Raw genomic sequence first — 18430 nt, forward strand, 5'->3', positions numbered from 1 at the left:
GGGCGTTACCATCCGTAAAACAAATGAACGGTATATATGATTATCTGATTTATGGATTTTAACGGCATCGACCTCAACCTGCTGGCGGCCTTCAACGCGCTGATGACCGAACGCAACGTGACCCGCGCGGCCACCCAGGTGGGGGTAAGCCAGCCGGCCATGAGCGCGGCGCTGGCGCGCCTGCGCAAGGTGGTGGGAGACCCGCTGTTTCTGCGCAGCGCCGAGGGGCTGTTGCCCACGCCGCGGGCGCGGGAACTGGCCGAACCGATTGCCCAGGCGTTGCGGCAGATCGAAGCCGTGCTGGTGACCCGGCCGGGCTTCGATGCCGCCAGCAGCCGCCTCGCCTTCACCCTGGGGATGTCTGACTACCCGGCCTTCGTGCTACTGCCGGGGTTGCTGCGCGCCCTTGACCAACAGGCCCCGGGGGTGACGGTGAACGTGCACGCCTTCAACGACCGCGACCATGCCGTGGACTTGCTCGACGCCGGGGTGATCGACGCGGCGATCGGGGTGCTGCCCACCCACCTCGACGGGCGCATCCTCACCCGGCCGATCTTCAGCGACAGCTTTGTCACCATCGTCGCCCGCGACCACCCCGCCGCTGACCATGGAATGGACCTGGCCACGTACCTGCAACAGCGCCACGTGCTCGCCTCCCCCGAGGGCGAGCGCCACGGGCTGGTGGACCAGGCCCTGGCGCAACTGGGCCAGCAGCGCACCCTTGCACTGACCTTGCCGCACATGTTCGCGGTGCCGGCGGTGGTCGCCGCCTCGCACATGGTTGCCACGGTGATGAAGCGCGTGGCGTTGCACTCCGCGGCCAGGCCGCGGTTGGCGATGTTGCCGCCGCCGGTGGCGCTGCCAAAGATCACCAGCCATCTGCTCTGGCATCGCCGGGCCAACGAGCACCCGGCGCAGCGGTGGTTCAGGGGGGTGATCAAGGCGGTGGCGCTGGGGGTTTAGGGGCGGATCAAGCTGTGAGCTCTGCTGATTTTGTGCATGCGCTTCAGGGCCCATCGCCCGGCACAGCCGGCCTCCCACGGGTTCTATGTTGCCTCGTAAATCAAGTACTTACACAAATCTGTGTGGGAGGCCGGCTGTGCCGGGCGATGGATTGCCCCTGGCTCAAGCCGGCAACTGCCCTTCGCCGCTGCCGATGATCGCCGCGTAGCTGTTCACCTTGTCGACATAAGCGGCATCGCCGGTGCCGTATTTGGAGATGTCGCCGGCGTCATTGGGGTTCACGTTGAGCGGCCCGGAGTTGTAGGCGCGCAGGGCCAGGTCGAGGCTGCCGAAGCTGTTCATCTGCTCTTTCAGGTACAGGGCGCCGGCCATGATGTTGGTGGCTGGGTCGCTCAGGGTTTTACCGCCCAGCAACTCTGGGTATTTGCCTTGCAGGTCGGCGAAGGTGTTCGGGTTGACCTGCATCAGCCCGGTGTCGCCCAGGCCGTTGCCGCCGTTGGTGGTCAGCGCGCTGATGTCGCCACGCGACTCGTCCCAGATCATCCCGGCGATCACGTTGGCGGGAATGCCCGAGGCCTCGGCGGCGCCCTGGATTGCCTCGCGGAACGGCTCCAGCGCCGGCGGCAGGTTCAGGCCCTCGCCGCCCGGGCCCGTAACCGGGGTGTTGGCGGCGGGCGTGGCGGGCGTTTCGACCACCTTTTGCTGCGCCGGTGGCTGCTCGCCGGGCGGCACGCTCACAGGCGGCTGGCCAGCGCTGTCGGTGGCCAGGCCGAGCTGTTCCATCACCGGGCGCATGGCGTCGAGTTCCGCCTGGTAATGCTGGGCCAGGGCTTCGTTGCCCTCGGCCTTGGCCGCGTCGCGGGCCTCGACCCGCCGTTGCCACTCGCCCTCCCAGCCGCTGGCGAGGGTGTCGCGGCTGCGTTCCACGGCCTGGTCGAAGCGGTTGCCGGCGGAGCTGCCGGCGCCTTCGCCAGGGGTTTGGGTTATCGGTTGAACGTCCATGCTGGGCCACCCGCGGTGAGAGACTGGTGGGGGGTTTATAGCAACGGGCGGGGGCAGGCAGAAGGCAGCGCGGCGGGGTTTCGCAAGGTTTCACAACGTTTCACGGCGCCGGGCGCCGGCCTCAACGCTCAGCGCGCCAAGCCGAGGAACGCCGCCGGCAGCCGCGCCCCGCGGCGCTCCTTCAGGCAATACAGGTACTCCGGGATCACCGGCGCGCCGTCCAGGGCGATCACGCGCAGTTCCGGGTTGTCGGGCACTTCGTGGCGGGCGATCACGCTGATGCCAAGGTCGCGCAGCACCGCCTCGCGGCACGCGGGTGGTCGAGCCGGCTTCGCGCATCAGCAGGCATTGCCCGGCCAGCGCCGCCACCGGCAGGCTTTTGTGCTGGGCCAGCGGGTGGCGCCGGTGCACGGCCAGCACCAGCGGGTCTTCACCCAGCACCAGGCGGGTGAAGCGCGCGTCTTGCTCCAGTTGCGAGGAGGCGGCGAGGTCTACCCGGTACTCCTCCAAGGCTTCGATCACCTGCTGGGAGTTGCCGATCTCGAGAGTGACCTGGATCTGCGGCAGTTGCTGGCGAAAGCGTTTGACCAGGTCGAGCACGTAATACGGCGCGGTGGCGGCCAGGCGCAGGGTGCCCTGCAGTTGGCCGCTGTTGCGCAGGAAGAATTCGATGTCAGCCTCTTGCTGCAGCAATCGCTGCACTATCGGCAGCAGCCGCGCGCCCTCCTCGCTCACGGTCATGCGCCGGCCGCCGCGGTAGAGCAGCTCCACCCCGTACTGGGCTTCGAGGTTGCGCACCTGGGTGGTCACGGTGGGCTGGCTGAGGCCGAGCTTTTTCGCCGCCTGGGTGATGCTGCCCAGGCGCGCGACCCTGTAGAAGGCTTTCAAATCGGCGCTGAGCATGGCGGTGGCGCTCGTGGAGAAATGTGACGGTTATACGCAGCTTTGATGACAGCTAGATGGCGGCGATCAGCGCCTGCACGCGGGCGGCGTCCTCGCTGCTGGCGGGGTTGTACACCACCAGCGCCAGGTCGGGGCGGCCGTCGACGCCGAACGAGGAGTACTCCAGGGTCAGCAGCCCGGCGCTGGCGTGGCGCAGCACCTTGGTGCCCTCGCCGTAGCCGCCCACTTCGTGGGCGCCCCACAGTTGGGCGAACTCCGGGCTGGCCGCGCACAGCTCGTCGACCAGTGCCTGCACCCGGCCTTCGGCGCGGGCCCGGGCCACGTCGGCGCGAAACGCCGCCACCACGAAGCGGGCGACCTTCGGCCAGTCGGGCTGGGCGGCGCGCACCCGGCCCTCGAGGAACATCATCCGCAGGATGTTGCGCTGCGCCGGCGGCAACGCGGCGTAATCCGTGAGCACCGCGCGCGCCGCGGTGTTCCAGGCGAGCACGTCCCAACAGGCGTTACGCACCAGCGCCGGGCTCAACGGCATGCCGTCGAGCAGGCGCTGCAGGCGTGGGCTCACACCCTCCTCGGGCAGCGCGCGGCTGGCCGGCAGGCGGCCGAGGCCAAGCAGGAACAGGTGCTCGCGCTCGACCTCGGTGAGCAGCAACGCCTGGGCGATGCGCTCGAGCACCTCGGCGCTGGGCGCGCCGCCACGGCCCTGTTCGAGCCAGGTGTACCAGGTAGGGCTGACGTTGGCCCGCTGGGCCACTTCTTCGCGGCGCAGGCCCGGCGTGCGGCGCCGGCCCATGGGGTAGCCGAGGGCTTGCGGGTCGAGCCGGGCGCGGCGGTCGCGCAGGTAACTGCCGAGGGGGTTTTCGCGGGCCATGGGCATCCTGTTAGCGGTTATACCGGGATAACGCCACTACTTTACCCGGATAGTGAAGGCGCTGAGAGTGAGCCTACACCCACGCAGAGGAACACCACCATGAAGATTTTCCTGACCGGCGCCAGCGGCTTCGTTGGCAGCGCGGTTGTGCAAGAGCTACTGCGCCATGGCCACCAGGTGCTTGGCCTGGCCCGTTCCGAGGCCGCCGCCCAGGCATTGGCGCAACAGGGTGCCAGCGTGCTGCGCGGGCACCTGCAAGCGCTGCCCAGCCTGGCCGAGGGCGCGACCGAGGCCGACGCGGTGATCCACTGCGCGTTCATCCATGATTTCACCCGCTTCGCGGAAAACTGCGAAATCGACCGCCAGGCCGTGCTTGCTCTCGGCGCCGCGCTGGCCGGCAGCACTAAGCCGTTGATCGTCACCTCCGGCACCGGCCTGCTGGCGGGGCTGGGCGAGGCCACCGAGGGGATGCCGGCGCCGGCCCGAGGCATCCCGCGGATTGCCTCGGAACAGGCAGTGTTGGCCCTGCGCGAACAAGGGGTGAAGGCCTCGATCATGCGCCTACCACCCTCAGTGCATGGCGAAGGCGACCATGGCTTTGTGCCGATGCTGATCGGCCTGGCCCGTGAGCGCGGGCTGGCCGCTTACATCGGCAACGGCGACAACCGCTGGCCGGCAGTGCACCGCCACGCCGCCGCGCGGCTCTACCGCTTGGCCATCGAGCGCGGCGAGGCGCGCTGCTACCACGCGGTGGCCGAGCCCGGTATCGCCTTCAAGGCCATCGCCGAGGCCATCGGCCAGGGCCTGGGGGTGCCGGTGCGCAGCCTGAGCGCCGCCGAGGCCGAGGGGCACTTTGGCTGGATGGCGCACTTCGCCGCCATGGACAACCCCGCCAGCAGCGCCCTCAGCCGCCAGCTCACCGGCTGGCAAGCCGAGGGGCCGGGGCTGCTGGCAGACATCGCCGAGGCCGGCTACCTCACCGGCGCCTAGTCGATCAACCCGTTGGCATCGTAGAACGGCCAAGGGCCTGGGTGCTCACCGATGGCGCAGAGGTGGGTGCTCATGCCTTGCTGGGGGTGCCAGCGGTGCAGCAAAAAGCCCGGCGGCTCCAGCACGAAGTTGGCCGGGGCGCCTTCGGCCAGGTCGAACGCCACCTGATGCGACACCCCCGGGGCCACACAGGCGAGGGTCCCGGCAAAGCGGGCTTGCACCGACCGGTGCAGGTGGCCGCTGAGCACCCGCTCCACCTGCGGGTGCTTGCCGATCACTGCCGCCAGCGCCTCGGCGTTACGCAGCGGTTGTTTGTCCATGTGTTCGATGCCGCACAAAAACGGCGGGTGGTGCAGCATCACCACGGCCGGCAGCTGCGGCTCGCGGGCCAAGTGTTCGTCCAACCATTGCAACTGCGCGGCATCCACATGGCCCCACGGCTGCCCCGGCACGCTGGAGTCCAGCGCCAGCAGTTGCAGGCCTTTGATGCGCATCTGCCAGTGCAGGGTGTGCGCGCCTTGCAGGTACTGATGTTCCGGGAACGCCACGCGCAGCGCCTGGCGCTCGTCATGGTTGCCCGGCAGCAGCAGGTACGGCAGTTGCAGGCCGCGCAACGCCTGGCGCAGGGTTTGGTACTCTTCCGGCGCGCCGAAGTCGACCAGGTCGCCGGTGATCACCACCGCGTCCGGGCGCGGCAGCAAGGCGTTGAGGGTGGCGATCACCCGCAGCAGCGCGGCGTGGGTATCGACTTTTTTATACGTCAGGCGGCCATTGGCCTTGATATGTAAATCGCTGATCTGCGCGATCAGCGTCATGGCATCAGACACAACAGGGCTCCTCAAACGGCGGAAAATTGCAGTGCGTCGGCGTCGGCCAGCGCCCAACTGACCGGTTGCCCGGCATGCCAGGCTTCACGGGCGTGGCGGTCAACCTGGATCGGCGCGGCCAGGCCGATGTCGATCAGCAGCCGCTGCGAGGCGCCCAGGAAGGTGCTGGCCACCACCCGGCCCTGGCCGTTATAACGATGGTCGTCCGCCAGCAATACGTCTTCCGGGCGGCAGAAGCGCTGCGGGGTGCCCTGGGCATCCACCGCCACGCAGTTGATCGCGCCGACAAAATCGGCCACGAACTTCGAGGCCGGGTGCTGATAGATGCGCTGCGGCGTATCGACCTGCACCAAGCGGCCCTGCTCCATCACCGCGATGCGGTCGCCCAGCGCCATGGCCTCCTGCTGGTCGTGGGTGACGTACACAGCGGTGATGGCGAGCTTCTTCAGCAAGGCGCCGATCTCATGGCGCAAACGGTCGCGCAGGCGCGCGTCCAGCGCCGCCAGCGGCTCATCGAACAGCAGCACCTTGGGCCGCGCGGCCAGGGCGCGGGCCAGCGCCACGCGCTGCTTTTGCCCGCCGGAGAGTTTGTCGATGCCGCGCTGGGCCAGCGCGCCGAGGTCGACCAGTTCGAGCATCTCGCGCACCCGCGCTTCACGCTCGGCCCGGGCCACGCCCTGCACTTTCAGGCCATAGGCAACGTTGCCGGCCACGTTGAGGTTGGGGAACAGCGCGTAGTTCTGGAACACCATGCCGACATTGCGTTTTTCGATCGGCAACGCGGTGACGTTCCGCTCGCCAAACCACACCTCCCCGCCCGGGTCACAGCGCTCCAGCCCGCTGATGATGCGCAAGGTGGTGGTTTTGCCGCAGCCGGAGGGGCCGAGCAGCACCAGGGTTTCGCCGGGCTGGACGGTCAGGTCGAGCGGGTGCAGGGCCTGATGGTGGTTGAAGCGCCGCGCGCAGCCGCGCAACGTCACGGTCACGGCTGAAGGGTTCATGCCGCCTCCTCGTTCTGGCGCGAGACCGCGCGGTTAAGCCAGTGATTGGCCGCGTTGAGCATCAGCAACAGCGGCAGGATCATCAGGATGAAAATCAACGTGTAGGCCGAGCCCACTTCCAGGCGCATCGAGGCGTAGCTGTCGGCCAGGCCCACCGGCAGGGTTTTGGTCAACGGCGTGTGCAGCATCCAGGTGATGTTGAATTCACCCACCGACAGCGTGATCACCATGAAGGCACCGGCGAGAATGCCGTTGCGGCAGTTCGGCACCACCACGCTGAAGAAGCGCTGCCACAGGCTGGCGCCGAGGCTGGCCGCGGCTTCTTCCTGGCGCGGCATGTCCACCGCCTGCATCACCGCCAGCACCGGGCGCATCATGAACGGCAAGGTGAACAGCACATGGCCGATGAGGATGAACAGCCAGCTGTCGCGCAGCCCGGAGAACTGCCCGTACAGCAGGATCAGGCCCAGCGCGGTGGCCAGGCCGGGCAGCGCCACCGGCAGCATCAGGCATTCTTCGATGCGCGCGGCCCAACGCCCCGGCGCCTTGAGCAAGCCCCAGGCGGCGGGCACGCCCAGCAGCAAGGTCAGCAGCAGGCACGCCAGGGCGATCAGCAGCGACAACCAGAAGGTACCGGCGTACATCGCCCACACCTGCGCCAGCCACTTCAGCGTCAGGCCGCTGCGCAGGCCGATGAAATAATTGTTGGTCACCCCCGCCAGCATCGACAGCACCACCGGCACGATCATGAACAGCGCGGTCAGGGTGGTGATCAACAGTTGCAGGTAAAACACGCCACGGCGCTTCATCGGGCCTCCCGTTGCGCCAGGCGGCGCGCCAGCATCAGGGCCAACCAGGCGACGCCGCCCATCACCACCGACAGCGCCGCGGCGGTGGCGAAGTTGGCGTAGTTGGTGAATTCGCCGTAGATGGTCAGCGGCAGCACCGCCAGGTCGGTGCCCAGGGTAAAGGCGGTACCAAAGGCGCCCATGCTGGTGGCGAAGCACAGCGCGCCGGTCGACAACAGCGCCGGTTGCAAGCCGGGCACGATCACATCCCAGGTGATCCGCCATTGGCTGGCGCCCAGCGAGCGCGCGGCTTCCTCCAGCGAGCGGTCGAGTTTTTCACTGGCCGCCACCAGCGTGACGATGGCCCGCGGCAGCGAGAAATACAGGTAGCCGATGAACAACCCGGCCAGCGAATAGGCTAAGGTCCAGCGCTGCTGCAGCAGGCCCATGCTGACTTGCGCGAGCAAGCCCTGGCGCCCGGCCAGCATCACCACCAGAAAGCCCACCACCACGCCCGGGAACGCCAGCGGGAAGGTCAGCAAGGCCAGCAAAGTGCCGCGCCCGGCAAAACGCTGGCGCGCCAGAAAGCAGCCCACCGTGGCGGCGATGGCCAGGGTCACCAGGGTGACCGCCAACGACAGCAGCACGGTATTGGCCACGCTCACCAGGTAATGCGGCGCGCTGAGCACCGTCCAGTAACCGCTGTGCTGGGTGTTGCGATCATTCTGCAGGCCCATGTTCAGCAAGCGCACGAACGGCAGCAGCCAAAAGGCGCAGAAGAACAGCAGCGCCGGCAGCGCCAGCCAGAGCCAGAGGCCGCCCGGCCGGCGCAAGGCTGCCGGAGTGGCGGGCAGCGGCATCAGTGAACCTCGCTCAGGTACTTCGCCGAGAAGGCTTTCTGCGCATCGGCCATCTGCTGGTAGTCCACGGTGCGCGCGCGGGCATAGTCGCTGTCCGGCAGGAAGAACTGCTTGGCCTGGGCGCTCATCGCCGCGGTGCGGACCGGGCGCAGGTAGGCATTGGCCCAGATCGCCTGGCCTTTATCCGACAGCACATAGTCGATGACCTTCTTGCCGTTGGCCTCATGCGGGGCGTTCTTCACCAGGCTGATCACATAGGGCACCGTGACCGTACCCTCTTGCGGGATCACGAACGCCACGTTGGCGTGGTCTTTGTACTTGGCGCGGTAAGCGTTGAAGTCGTAGTCGAGCAGGATCGGGATCTCCCCAGACAACAACCGCGCGTAAGCGGTTTGCTTCGGCACGATCGGCTGGTTCGCCTGGAGCTTCTTGAACCACTCGAGGCCCGGCGCGAAATTCTGCAGGGTGCCGCCCTTGGCCTGGTTCACCGCCACCGCGGCGACATAGCCAACAAATGCACTGGCCGGGTCGAGGTAGCCGACCATGCCTTTGTATTCGGGCTTGAGCAGGTCGTCCCAGGTTTGCGGGACCGGCGCGCCACCCAGGGCATCGACGTTGACCATAAAGCCCATGGTCCCGGAGTGCAGCGCTACCCACTTGCCGTTGGGGTCTTTCATGCCGGCGGGCACGTCGTCCCAGTGGGCGGGCTTGTAGCCGGTGATCACCCCGGCGCTGTCGGCCTGGATGCCAAAGCTGACGCCGTAGTACACCACGTCGGCCACCGGGTTGCCCTGCTCGGCGACCATCTGCGCCAGGGCCTGGCCGGAGTTCTTGTTGTCTTGCGGCACCTGGATGCCCGTGTCGGCGGCGATGGCGTTGAGCTGGGTGCCCCAATCGGCCCATTCGGGCGGGCAGTTGTAGCAGATCGCCGTGTCGGCGGCCTGCGCCAGCGTGCTGAACAGCGAACCGGCGGCCAGCGCGAGCGCCCCGGCAACCACTTTGGCGTGACTTAGCTTCATGAGGGTTCCCCGATGTTGGCAATGGAAGAAAACGCCCGCGCGGCAATGCTTTCGCCGCCACGCAACTGGTGGGCCAGCACGCGGGTGCCGCGTGGGGCGTGGTCGAGCAACAGGTCAATGGCCGCCGCGCCGAGGCTGGCGGCCGGCTGCACCACGCTGGCCAGCGAAGGGGCCATCTGCTCGCCGATGTCGATGCCATCGAAGCCCATCACCGACAGCTGCCGCGGTACGCGCACGCCGGCGCGGGCGGCGCCGCCGATCAGGCTGATGGCGAGCAGGTCGTTGCTGCAGATCACCGCGCTGAGGGCGCTGCCGCCGCGCAGGTGGGGCTGCAACAGGGCGAAGTCGGCGTGGGTATGGCTGGCCATTTCAAGCACGGGCCGCGCGCACAGCCCGGCCGCCTGCATGGCGTCGCAATAGCCTTGGTAGCGCAGGCGCGCGCGGTCCGATTGCAGCATCGGCCCGGCGATCATGCCGATCTGCCGGTGGCCGAGGCCGAGCAAGTGTTCGGTGGCCTGCTGCATCGCCCGGCGGTTGTCGACGCAGATCGCCGGCCACTGCGCCGTTTGCGGTACGTTGTGCGCCAGCACGAAAGGCATGCCAGCCTGGTGCAGGGTCTGCAGGATCGCGCTGTTATCGGCGTCGGCCACCGTCAGTACCAACCCCGCCACGCGCTGGTTGAGCATGTGCTCGACGATCGCCGCCTCACGCTCGGGCTTGTAGTCACTGGTGGCGACCAGCAAGCCATACCCGGCCAAGCGCGCCTGCTGCTCCATGGCCTGTAACTGGCGCGCGAACACCGGGTTGAGCAGCGATGGCAGCAGCACGCCGACCGTGGTCGAACTCTGCGTGCGCAGCTGGCGGGCAATGTGGTTGGGCCGAAAACCCAACTGCTCGGCCGCCGTGAGCACCTTGCGCAGGGTGTCTGCGCGGAGCAGGTGCGGGTCGGAAAACGCCCGCGCGGCCGTGGCGCGAGACACCCCCGCCACCTTTGCCACACTGATTAAATCGGCCATGCTTGCCCCGTTGAACGCGTTTGAGATCGATCTCATCGGCGCTCAAGGTAGCGGCACACTGTGACAGCGACATCGCACAAAGATGGCAAAATGATTACAGCCGCCCCGGCTAGCGCCAGTGCAGCGTGCCATCGGCCTCCACCGCCCAATGCCCCTCGCCGCTGGCCAGGCGTACCCCGCCCACCCAGCGCAGCGGGGCCTGGTGGTCGAGCCAATAGGCTTGCCCGGCCAGCACCTGCTCGCCCAGGCGGGTGAGTTGCAATGGGCGTTGCCCCCAGTATTCGGCCTGGCCTTCGATGAGCAGCGGCTGCGGGCCGTCGATCAACGGCCGAATCAAGGCGTGGAACATCAGGTCACCGAGGTAAGGCAGCGGGTCATCGCGCAGCATCAGTTGGCCAAACACCTTGCCGGCCGGGCATTCGCCGCGCTGGGCGAGCACCCTCAGGGTAAGGCGCTCGGTCAGCCCAAGGCCGTCTTGCACGCCCGGCAACTCTTGCAGTTGCCGGGCCAATGCCGGGCCCAGCAGGGGCAGTGGCAGGTGCTGCACCCGGGCCAGTTGCGCCCAGCGCCCGGGGTCGGCGGCGGTGTAGGCCGCCCACACCTCGCGGGCCAAAGCCAGCGCGCCCTCCCCCAGTGGCCGGCGCTGCGGCCACAGCCAGGCGAGCACGTCCGGGGCCAACTGGCCGATGCCGATAAAACGTTCAACCCCGGGCACCCGGGCGGTTTCGATCAGTTCCAGGCGCTTGGGCAACGCGGGCAGGCCGGCCAGCAGGCGCACCAGGAACAGTTGGTCGTAGGCGTCGGCCTCGCACCACAGCACCACCTCGCTGTCGCCGTCGATGCGCGCCAGGGCGGCGTACTCCTGGGCCTGGCGCTGCTGCACGGCGGCTTCGCCAAGGCCAAAGGCCTGCTGGATGTAGGCACAGCGCACGCGGTGGTAGGCCGGGGCTTCGAGGGCAGGCACCGGGCCCATGGCCAGCGGGTCTACCAGCATATGAAAGGCGCCGCGCAGGCCGGCGGTGCGCAGGCTGTGCTCGATGTCGTTGCCGCAGCGCCAGTGCTGCACCTGGGCCTCGTCGGCATGGGCAAAGCCTGGGTGGCGGGCGGCGAAGTCGAGGGCGTCGGCGTGGGCCTTGAGCTTGGGCCAACTGCTGAAGCCGGCCTCGCGGGCCACCAGCCATTGGCTGTCGGCCAGTTGGTAGGCCGGGCCGGGGCGGCCGAGGCTGAGCAGTTGCGCGCGTTCAGGCTCGGCCTGCCCCAGGCGCAGGGCCTTGAGCAGGTGCTTGGCGCGTTTGCGCAGGGCGGGTAGATCAACGCGCCCGTGCTGGCGCGAGGGGGTAATGGCGGGCATGCCAACTCCTTTGAGGGCTAGGTCCGCCACAAGCCGGGAGCTGGTGATTGAATGGGGTGTACACAGGCCATGGGCAACCCCTTCGCGCGGACCGCGGGCGTGGCAAGCGCCGGGCTGCGAGCATAGCGCCCCTGAGGGTGCCAGGCAAATGCCGGGCTGTTGCGCCACCGGCCGGCGGGCTATGCTGGCGCCCTGTTTACGCTTTTTGGTGAGTTGAATGCCCGCGCCCGCTCGCGACTGGCTGTTGCGCAGCCAACACCCCACCCAGGTTGAACGCATCGAGGCGTACTTCTGCGGCCACGGCTTCGACCCGCACCGCCACGACACCTACGCCATCGGCCGCACCCTCAGCGGCGTGCAAAGCTTTCGCTACCGCCAGGCACTGCGCCACAGCGTGCCCGGCGGCACCCTGGTGCTGCACCCCGATGAACTGCACGACGGCCACGCCGGCACCGATGAGGGCTTTCGCTACCGGATGATCTACGTCGAGCCGGCGTTGATCCAGCAGGTGCTCGGCGGCCAACCGCTGCCCTTCATTGCCGGCGGCCTGAGCGATGACCCGCGCCTGTTCGCCGCCACGTCGCCGTTCGTGCGGGCGATGGAACAGGGCTTCGAGCCCCTGGAGGAAGACGACGCGCTGTTCGACCTCGCCCACGCGCTGCAGGCGGTGGCCGCGCCACACCGCGGCCGGCGCGTGGCCAACTACCCCGCCGCCGAACGCGCCCGGGCCTACATCAACGACTGCTTTGCCCAGGCCATTAGCCTGGATGACCTGGCGCTGGCCAGCGGCCTTGACCGCTGGCGGCTGACCCGCGATTTTCGCCTGCTCTACGGCACCAGCCCCTATCGCTACGTCACCCTGCGCCGGCTGGCCTGTTGCCGGCGGTTGCTGCGCCTGGGCCTGAGCCTGGCCGATGCCGCGGCCAGCGCCGGCTTCGCCGACCAAAGCCACATGACCCGCCAGTTCGCGGCCAACTGGGGGCAAACGCCGGGGCGTTGGCTGGCGATGCAAACGTAAGCGCGTGGCACGATCCTTCAATACCGCCACCGCCGCCCTCCTGCATGCTGGGCGCTCCCTTCCTACCAGGAGCGCAACATGCCGAACGCCATCAATTTTGCCGAAAAATTCAGCCACATCCCCGAGTGCTGGCAGCCGCGGGTGATCGCCGAGATGAACGACTACCAGTTCAAGCTGGCGCGCCTCGACGGTGAGTTCATCTGGCACCAGCATGCCAGCACCGACGAGGCGTTTATCGTGATCAGCGGCAGCCTGCGCATCGACCTGCCCGAAGGCCCGGTGCTGCTGGGCCCGGGCGAGCTGTACGTGGTGCCACGTGGGGTGGAGCACCGGCCCTGCGCGTTGGGCGAGGTGCAACTGCTGCTGATCGAACCGCGCGGGGTGCTCAACACCGGCGAGCAAGGCGGTGAGCGCAGCGCGCCGAACGATGTGTGGGTTTAGCCTTCGCGGCGGCCGGGCAGCATGCGCTTGAGGGTGTTGTCGCGCACCACGTAGTGGTGAAACAACCCCGCCAGCGCGTGCAGGCCGATCAGCCAATAGCCGGCGTTGCCGATCCACTCGTGCACGGCCTTGAGGGTTTTCGCCAGGTCTGGGTCTTGCGCCATTGGCGAGGGGAGTTCGAAGCCCAGCCACGGGAACGGTTTGCCGGCAAGGGCGAGCATCAGCCAGGCGAGCACCGGCGGCACGATCATCAGCAGGTACAGCAGGCTGTGGGTGGCATGGGCGAGGCCGGTTTGCCAGCGTGGCGGGCGCGGCTCGATGGGCGGCGCGGCGTATAGCTTGCGCGCCAGCAAACGCAGCCATACCAGCAGGAAAATGCTCACCCCGAAAATACCGTGGCCGCCCACCAGCGCCGCGCGCAGCGGCGTACCCCGGGGCACGTAGCCCTTGAGCTCGATACAGGCGTAGAGGGCGATGAACAACAGCACCGTTAACCAGTGCAAGGTGATCGACAACGTGGCGTAACGCCGGGCCGGCGCCGCAGCGCTGAGGGGAATGGTGGTCATGGTCAGGCTCACGGGTAGGTTTGGGATCGTTATGCGCCCAAGCTTACCCGAGGCCTGCCGTAGATGGGTTAACGCTGTATTAACCGGCCACTGGCCTTCCCCTTCGTGACCACTCAGCCGTACGGTTCAAACCGTTTGGAACTTGCCGCGCGGCCTGCTGACCGATGCTTATAAGCTCATAACCGGCAGCAAGGTGCCCTCCATGGCGGACCCGTTCAACCTGCAGCGCTTCGTCGAGGCCCAACAGGGCGCCTACGATACGGCCCTGGCCGAACTGCACGCGGGCCACAAGCGCAGCCACTGGATGTGGTTCGTGTTCCCGCAACTGCATGGCCTGGGCCGCAGTGAAATGGCCGAGCGCTACGCCATCAGTGGCGCGGCCGAGGCCGAGGCGTACCTCGAACACCCTGTGCTCGGCCCGCGCCTGCGGGCCTGTGCCGAGGCCTTGCTGGCCCACCGGGAGCACCACCCGAAACAGATACTGGGCGACGTCGACGCGCTGAAACTGCATTCGTCGATGACCCTGTTCGCCCGCTGCGCCGCACCTGGCTCGCCCTTCGACCAGGTGCTGGTGGCGTTCTACGCCGGCGCGGAAGACCCGCGCACGCTGTTCGCGCTGCGCGCATGAGCCGCTGCTTTTATTTTCCCAACCACGGCCGCCGGACGGCGGCGTTGCTGGAGCTTGCCGATGATCAGCCCTTCGCACCAGGCCCTCAGGCTCACCCCCACCCCGCGCCCTGACCCGGCCCCGCGCTTTCGCCGCATCCGCCAGCACAGTGAGCGCCTGGCCGAACGGCTGAGCGCCGAAGACATGTGTGCCCAGTCGATGGCCGACGCCAGCCCGACCAAATGGCACCTGGGCCACACCAGCTGGTTTTTCGAAACCTTTCTGCTGGTGCCGAAGCTGGCGAACTACGCGCCGTTCGACGAGGCCTTCGGCTACCTGTTCAATTCCTACTACGAGGCGGTGGGCCCACGCCAGCCACGGCCCCAACGCGGGCTGATGACCCGCCCCGGGCTGGACCGGGTGATGGCCTACCGGCAATACGTTGACCTGCACATGGCCGCGCTGTTCGACCAAGGCCTGGACGAGCCCACCCTGGAGCTGATCGAGCTGGGCCTGCAGCACGAGCAACAGCACCAGGAGCTGATCCTGATGGACATCCTCCACCTGTTCAGCCTGTCGGCGCTCAAGCCGGCCTTCGACCCCAGCTGGCCCCACGACGCCCCCGGCCGCCGCGGCCGCTGGCGCCAGCAGGCCGGCGGCTTGGTGGAGATCGGCCACCACGCCGGCGAGGGCTTTGCCTTCGACCACGAAAGCCCGCGGCACAAAACCTACGTGGCGCCGTTCGAGATCAGCGACCGCCTGGTGACCAACGGCCAGTGGCTCGAATTCATCGCCGCGGGCGGCTACGCCGAGGCCGGGCTGTGGTTGTCCGAAGGCTGGGCGACGGTGCAGGCCCAGCAGTGGCAGGCACCGCTGTACTGGCAGCGGCTGCCCGAGCACCCCGCCGAGCGCGCCGAGGGCTGGCAGGAGATGACCCTGCGCGGCGCCCAGCCGCTGGTGCTGGAAGCACCGGTGACCCACCTGAGTTACTTCGAAGCCAACGCCTTCGCCCAATGGGCCGGCGCACGCCTGCCCACCGAGGCGGAATGGGAGGTGGCCGCCAGCGCCGGGGCCCTGGAGCAACAGGCCGAGGTGGCCTGGCAATGGACGCAAAGCGCGTTCGCCGCCTACCCCGGCTTCAAGGCCTTGCCCAGCGCGGTGGGCGAGTACAACGGCAAGTTCATGTGCAACCAATACGTGCTGCGCGGCGGCTGCCAGTTCACCCCGGCCGAGCACGCCCGGCCCAGCTACCGCAATTTCTTCCCGGCATCGGCGCGCTGGGCCCGCAGCGGCCTGCGCCTGGCCCGCGACCTGCGCCCAGCCAGCCTGCACCCGGTAGGCGAGAAAACCACCCGCGCGCCAGCCGACCACTTCCGCCGCGACGTGCTGGCGGGCTTGGCCGCCACGCCGAGAACCCTTTCGCCGAAGTACTTCTACGATGCCAACGGCTCGAAGCTGTTCGAGGCGATCTGCCGGCTGCCGGAGTACTACCCGACCCGCGCCGAGACCGCCCTGCTGCAGCGCATCGCCCCGGAACTGGCGGGGTTGATCCCCGACGGCGCGGCGCTGGTGGAATTCGGCAGCGGCGCCAGCGAAAAAACCCAGCTGCTGCTCGATGCCGCGCCCCAGGTGGGCGCCTATGTGCCGATCGACATCAGCGCCAGCGCCGTGCAAGGCGCCTGCCAGGCCCTGCGTGAGCGCTACCCGCGGCTGGAACTGCTGGCCCTGGTCGAAGACTTCACCCGCCCGCTGCAACTGCCCGCGGCCCTGGCCCAACGCCCACGGGTGGGGTTCTTCCCCGGCTCGACCCTGGGCAACTTCAACCACGATGAGGCCGTGGCGTTCTTGCGCAGCGCGCGCCAGTCTCTCGGCCGCCAGGCGTGTTTCATCCTTGGCGTAGACATGCTCAAGCCGATCCCGCCGCTGTTGGCCGCCTACAACGACGCCGCCGGGGTGACCGCGGCGTTCAACAAAAACCTGCTGGCGCGGATCAACCGCGAACTGGGCGCGGACTTCGACCTTGACGCCTTCGACCACCAGGCGCGCTGGAACCCCGAGCACGAGCGGGTGGAAATGCACCTGGTGGCGCGCAGCGCGCAAACCGTGACCCTAGACGGCCAACGCTTCAGCTTTGCCGCCGGCGAAAGCCTGCACAGCGAGAACTCGCACAAGTTCAGCGTGGCGCGGGTCACCGCGTTGGCGGCGCAGGCCGGCTGGAAGGTTGCCGGGCAATGGCTGAGCGAAACCCCGCAGGTGGGGATGTTCTGCCTGCGCTAGCGGAATTATTCAGCGCAGCGGCTTTCTGTTATTGGGTAACCGGAACAGGAGGCCGCCCGCGGTGATCAGCAATAAGCTCTACGTAATCGACTACCGGCTGCATGGCGATGAGAAGTCTTTCATCATCCGCGCCGACACCATGAATAACGCCGAGGCCTGGCATTGGGCGAGCTGCGATGCTGGGGTGGGCCGCATCGCCCGCTTCGGCCGCGAGCGCGTGCAAAAAACCACCCGCCCGGTGGCCGAGCAATACGGCATCGAAGCGGTGGCCTGGCGCCCGGCTTGAACCCTCGCCGCCACACAACGCCTAAGCTTGAGCGTTTTACATGAAAAGGAGCTCACCCCATGGCCTTGGGTATCGTCAGTTGGACCCTGCCCCAGCGTGAGCTGGGCGCGCTGTTCGAAAAGGTCGGCCAGTTGGGCCTGGGCGCGCTGCAGTTTGCCAGTGACCAGCGCCACTACAAGGCCCGCGAACTGCGTGAGCACGCCGCTGGCAGCGGCATCGGCCTGATCGCCATCGACCCGTTCGACTGCGGCCCCGAGGGCCGCCCCAGCGCCCAGGGCGCGATCGACTATTACCGCGCCGTGGTGGATTTCGCCGCCGAGGCCGGGCAAGTGCCGGTCACCCTGCACGGGCTGGCGCGCTGGACCACCGATTGCGCCGATAAACTCAGCGCCTACGAACGCCTGCTCAGTTGCTGCGCGGCGGTCAACGAGCACGCCAAGGCCAGTGGCGTGCGCACCCTGTATGAGGTGTGCAACCACTACGAGTTGCCGCTGATCAACACCGCCGCCCAGTGCCATGAGCTGATCGGCCACGTTGGCGCCGGCAACATGGGCATGGTGCTCGACGCCTACCACATGAACATCAACGAAGCCGACCCGGTCGCCACCCTGCGCGAGCACGCCGCGCTGCTGGCGGTGTACCACATTGCCGACTCCGGGCGCGGCGGCATCGGCAGCGGCCACATCGACTTCGTGGCCCAGTACCGGGCGCTGCGCCAGGCCGGCTACGAGGGCGCGGTGGCGATCGAAGCGGTGCTGCCGCACCTGGCCCCGAGCAGCGCCCCCGGCAGCGATGGCGAGCGTGCCTGGCTGGATGAAGAAATCCGCCGCAGCGCCGAGCGCTGGCAGGGCTACGCCGGGCCGGCCTGAGCGCACTGGGCGCGAATGTTCGCGGCGCTGGCCTCCAGCGCCTGGCGCAGGCTGGCGCGCTGGGCGTCGATACGCCAAGCCGGGCCGACCACGCTCAGCGCGTAATGGCCCTGGCGGGTGTCGAGGCCCACGGCCATGGCGCCCACGCCGGCCAGTTGCTCTTCGAGGTCACAGGAAAAATTCTCCGCGCGAATGGTCTCCAACTCCGCCAACAGCTGCGCCAGGCTGCGGGTGTTGGCGGTGAGCGCGCGCATCTTGCCGTCGAGCAGGGCCACTACCGCCTCGTTGCTCATCCGCGACAGCAACACCTTGCCGGCGGAGGTGGCGTAGCTGGCCAGGTAGCTGCCGTCGCCTGGGGCCACCCGCAGGGTTTGCGTCGACACCTCTGATTGCAGGATCAGAATATCCAACCCGGCCGGCTGGGCCAGCACCACGGTTTCGCCGGTCAGCCGCGCCAACAGCTGCAGCTGCGGCCGCGCCACGCTGAGCACGTCCATGTGGCTGTGGCTGGCCAGGCGCATCAGCGCCGGGCCCAGGCGCACCCCAGCGGCGCCCTGCACTTCGAGCAACTGCTCCAGCGCCAACGCATCGACCAGCCGCTGCACGGTCGAGCGTGGCAATTCGATGCGCTTGGCGATCGCGCCAAGGCTCAAGCCGTCGGGCTCATCTTGCAGGCAGCGCAAAATCGCCGCCGCCCGGGAAATCACCTGTATACCGCCCCGTTCCTGTTCGCTCATCGCTTGCTCTCTGTACCGCAGGTCAATACACTGTACCG

The 18430-nt window shown here is 68.1% G+C and carries 19 protein-coding genes and 1 pseudogene; 8 read left to right on the forward strand and 12 right to left on the reverse strand.

The window, feature by feature from the left end; translation table 11 throughout:
- Positions 1 to 51: 51 nt before the first annotated feature.
- A complete protein-coding gene (locus tag ACFZCE_RS20265; protein WP_390942292.1) occupies positions 52 to 963 on the forward strand; it encodes a LysR substrate-binding domain-containing protein in 912 nt (303 codons plus the stop codon).
- Between the two features lie 162 nt (positions 964 to 1125).
- Here the strand turns inward: ACFZCE_RS20265 and ACFZCE_RS20270 are convergent, their stop codons facing one another.
- The 3 genes and pseudogenes from ACFZCE_RS20270 to ACFZCE_RS20280 all read right to left on the reverse strand — a co-directional run bounded on the left by ACFZCE_RS20270 (position 1126) and on the right by ACFZCE_RS20280 (position 3745).
- Positions 1126 to 1965 carry a transglycosylase SLT domain-containing protein gene (locus tag ACFZCE_RS20270; protein ID WP_390942294.1) on the reverse strand — a complete coding sequence of 280 codons (840 nt, stop codon included), beginning with the start codon at positions 1963 to 1965 and terminating at the stop codon, positions 1126 to 1128.
- A 128-nt stretch (positions 1966 to 2093) separates the two neighbouring features.
- A pseudogene (locus tag ACFZCE_RS20275) lies at positions 2094 to 2868 on the reverse strand (LysR substrate-binding domain-containing protein).
- Between the two features lie 52 nt (positions 2869 to 2920).
- The gene (locus ACFZCE_RS20280) at positions 2921 to 3745 is read right to left on the reverse strand and encodes a helix-turn-helix domain-containing protein (RefSeq protein ID WP_390942296.1); all 825 of its coding nucleotides are present in this window, start codon (positions 3743 to 3745) and stop codon (positions 2921 to 2923) included.
- A 93-nt stretch (positions 3746 to 3838) separates the two neighbouring features.
- On the opposite strand from ACFZCE_RS20280, the gene ACFZCE_RS20285 reads away from it, so the two are divergent.
- Positions 3839 to 4729 (forward strand): NAD-dependent epimerase/dehydratase family protein, encoded by an 891-nt coding sequence (locus ACFZCE_RS20285; RefSeq protein WP_390942297.1) that lies wholly within the window; start codon positions 3839 to 3841, stop codon positions 4727 to 4729.
- Here ACFZCE_RS20285 and ACFZCE_RS20290 read toward each other — a convergent pair.
- The 7 genes from ACFZCE_RS20290 to ACFZCE_RS20320 all read right to left on the reverse strand — a co-directional run bounded on the left by ACFZCE_RS20290 (position 4726) and on the right by ACFZCE_RS20320 (position 11591).
- Positions 4726 to 5544 carry a metallophosphoesterase gene (locus ACFZCE_RS20290; protein WP_390942381.1) on the reverse strand — a complete coding sequence of 273 codons (819 nt, stop codon included), beginning with the start codon at positions 5542 to 5544 and terminating at the stop codon, positions 4726 to 4728. The genes ACFZCE_RS20285 and ACFZCE_RS20290 overlap by 4 nt on opposite strands.
- A 23-nt stretch (positions 5545 to 5567) precedes the next feature.
- Positions 5568 to 6557, reverse strand: coding sequence for an ATP-binding cassette domain-containing protein (locus ACFZCE_RS20295; RefSeq protein ID WP_390942299.1), 990 nt, complete (start codon positions 6555 to 6557; stop codon positions 5568 to 5570).
- Entirely contained in the window at positions 6554 to 7366 is an 813-nt protein-coding gene (locus ACFZCE_RS20300) for an ABC transporter permease subunit (RefSeq protein ID WP_390942301.1), read from the reverse strand. Before ACFZCE_RS20300 ends, ACFZCE_RS20295 begins: the two co-directional genes overlap by 4 nt.
- Complete coding sequence (locus ACFZCE_RS20305; RefSeq protein WP_390942303.1) at positions 7363 to 8205, reverse strand: ABC transporter permease subunit; 843 nt, start codon at positions 8203 to 8205, stop codon at positions 7363 to 7365. The genes ACFZCE_RS20300 and ACFZCE_RS20305 overlap by 4 nt, the downstream gene beginning before the upstream one ends.
- Positions 8205 to 9224 (reverse strand): extracellular solute-binding protein, encoded by a 1020-nt coding sequence (locus ACFZCE_RS20310; RefSeq protein WP_390942305.1) that lies wholly within the window; start codon positions 9222 to 9224, stop codon positions 8205 to 8207. The genes ACFZCE_RS20305 and ACFZCE_RS20310 overlap by 1 nt, the downstream gene beginning before the upstream one ends.
- Positions 9221 to 10240, reverse strand: a complete 1020-nt coding sequence (locus ACFZCE_RS20315) for a substrate-binding domain-containing protein (RefSeq protein ID WP_390942307.1) — start codon at positions 10238 to 10240, stop codon at positions 9221 to 9223. The genes ACFZCE_RS20310 and ACFZCE_RS20315 overlap by 4 nt, the downstream gene beginning before the upstream one ends.
- Before the next feature lie 109 nt (positions 10241 to 10349).
- Positions 10350 to 11591, reverse strand: coding sequence for a DUF1835 domain-containing protein (locus tag ACFZCE_RS20320; protein WP_390942309.1), 1242 nt, complete (start codon positions 11589 to 11591; stop codon positions 10350 to 10352).
- A 217-nt stretch (positions 11592 to 11808) separates the two neighbouring features.
- Here ACFZCE_RS20320 and ACFZCE_RS20325 point away from each other — a divergent pair, with 217 nt between their 5' ends.
- Positions 11809 to 12609 carry an AraC family ligand binding domain-containing protein gene (locus tag ACFZCE_RS20325; protein ID WP_390942311.1) on the forward strand — a complete coding sequence of 267 codons (801 nt, stop codon included), beginning with the start codon at positions 11809 to 11811 and terminating at the stop codon, positions 12607 to 12609.
- A 78-nt stretch (positions 12610 to 12687) separates the two neighbouring features.
- Entirely contained in the window at positions 12688 to 13050 is a 363-nt protein-coding gene (locus ACFZCE_RS20330; RefSeq protein WP_390942313.1) for a cupin domain-containing protein, read from the forward strand.
- Here the strand turns inward: ACFZCE_RS20330 and ACFZCE_RS20335 are convergent.
- Positions 13047 to 13616: a cytochrome b/b6 domain-containing protein gene (locus ACFZCE_RS20335; RefSeq protein WP_390942315.1), complete on the reverse strand. Its 570-nt coding sequence runs from the start codon at positions 13614 to 13616 to the stop codon at positions 13047 to 13049. The two genes, ACFZCE_RS20330 and ACFZCE_RS20335, sit on opposite strands and share 4 nt — an antisense overlap.
- 202 nt (positions 13617 to 13818) lie before the next feature.
- On the opposite strand from ACFZCE_RS20335, the gene ACFZCE_RS20340 reads away from it, so the two are divergent.
- The 4 genes from ACFZCE_RS20340 (at position 13819) to ACFZCE_RS20355 (ending at position 17655) form a co-directional block, all read left to right on the forward strand.
- Entirely contained in the window at positions 13819 to 14244 is a 426-nt protein-coding gene (locus tag ACFZCE_RS20340; protein WP_390942317.1) for a DUF1810 family protein, read from the forward strand.
- Positions 14245 to 14304: 60 nt separating this feature from the next.
- Positions 14305 to 16500, forward strand: a complete 2196-nt coding sequence (egtB, locus tag ACFZCE_RS20345; RefSeq protein WP_390942319.1) for an ergothioneine biosynthesis protein EgtB — start codon at positions 14305 to 14307, stop codon at positions 16498 to 16500.
- 61 nt (positions 16501 to 16561) lie between these two features.
- Positions 16562 to 16786, forward strand: coding sequence for a DUF6555 family protein (locus ACFZCE_RS20350; protein ID WP_390942321.1), 225 nt, complete (start codon positions 16562 to 16564; stop codon positions 16784 to 16786).
- Positions 16787 to 16845: 59 nt separating this feature from the next.
- Complete coding sequence (locus ACFZCE_RS20355) at positions 16846 to 17655, forward strand: TIM barrel protein (protein WP_390942323.1); 810 nt, start codon at positions 16846 to 16848, stop codon at positions 17653 to 17655.
- Here the strand turns inward: ACFZCE_RS20355 and ACFZCE_RS20360 are convergent.
- Positions 17637 to 18392 carry an IclR family transcriptional regulator C-terminal domain-containing protein gene (locus ACFZCE_RS20360; RefSeq protein WP_390942325.1) on the reverse strand — a complete coding sequence of 252 codons (756 nt, stop codon included), beginning with the start codon at positions 18390 to 18392 and terminating at the stop codon, positions 17637 to 17639. The genes ACFZCE_RS20355 and ACFZCE_RS20360 overlap by 19 nt on opposite strands.
- Between the last annotated feature and the right edge of the window lie 38 nt (positions 18393 to 18430).

Source organism: Pseudomonas sp. NPDC007930, assembly GCF_042958985.1.
Classification (GTDB): Bacteria; Pseudomonadota; Gammaproteobacteria; order Pseudomonadales; family Pseudomonadaceae; genus Aquipseudomonas.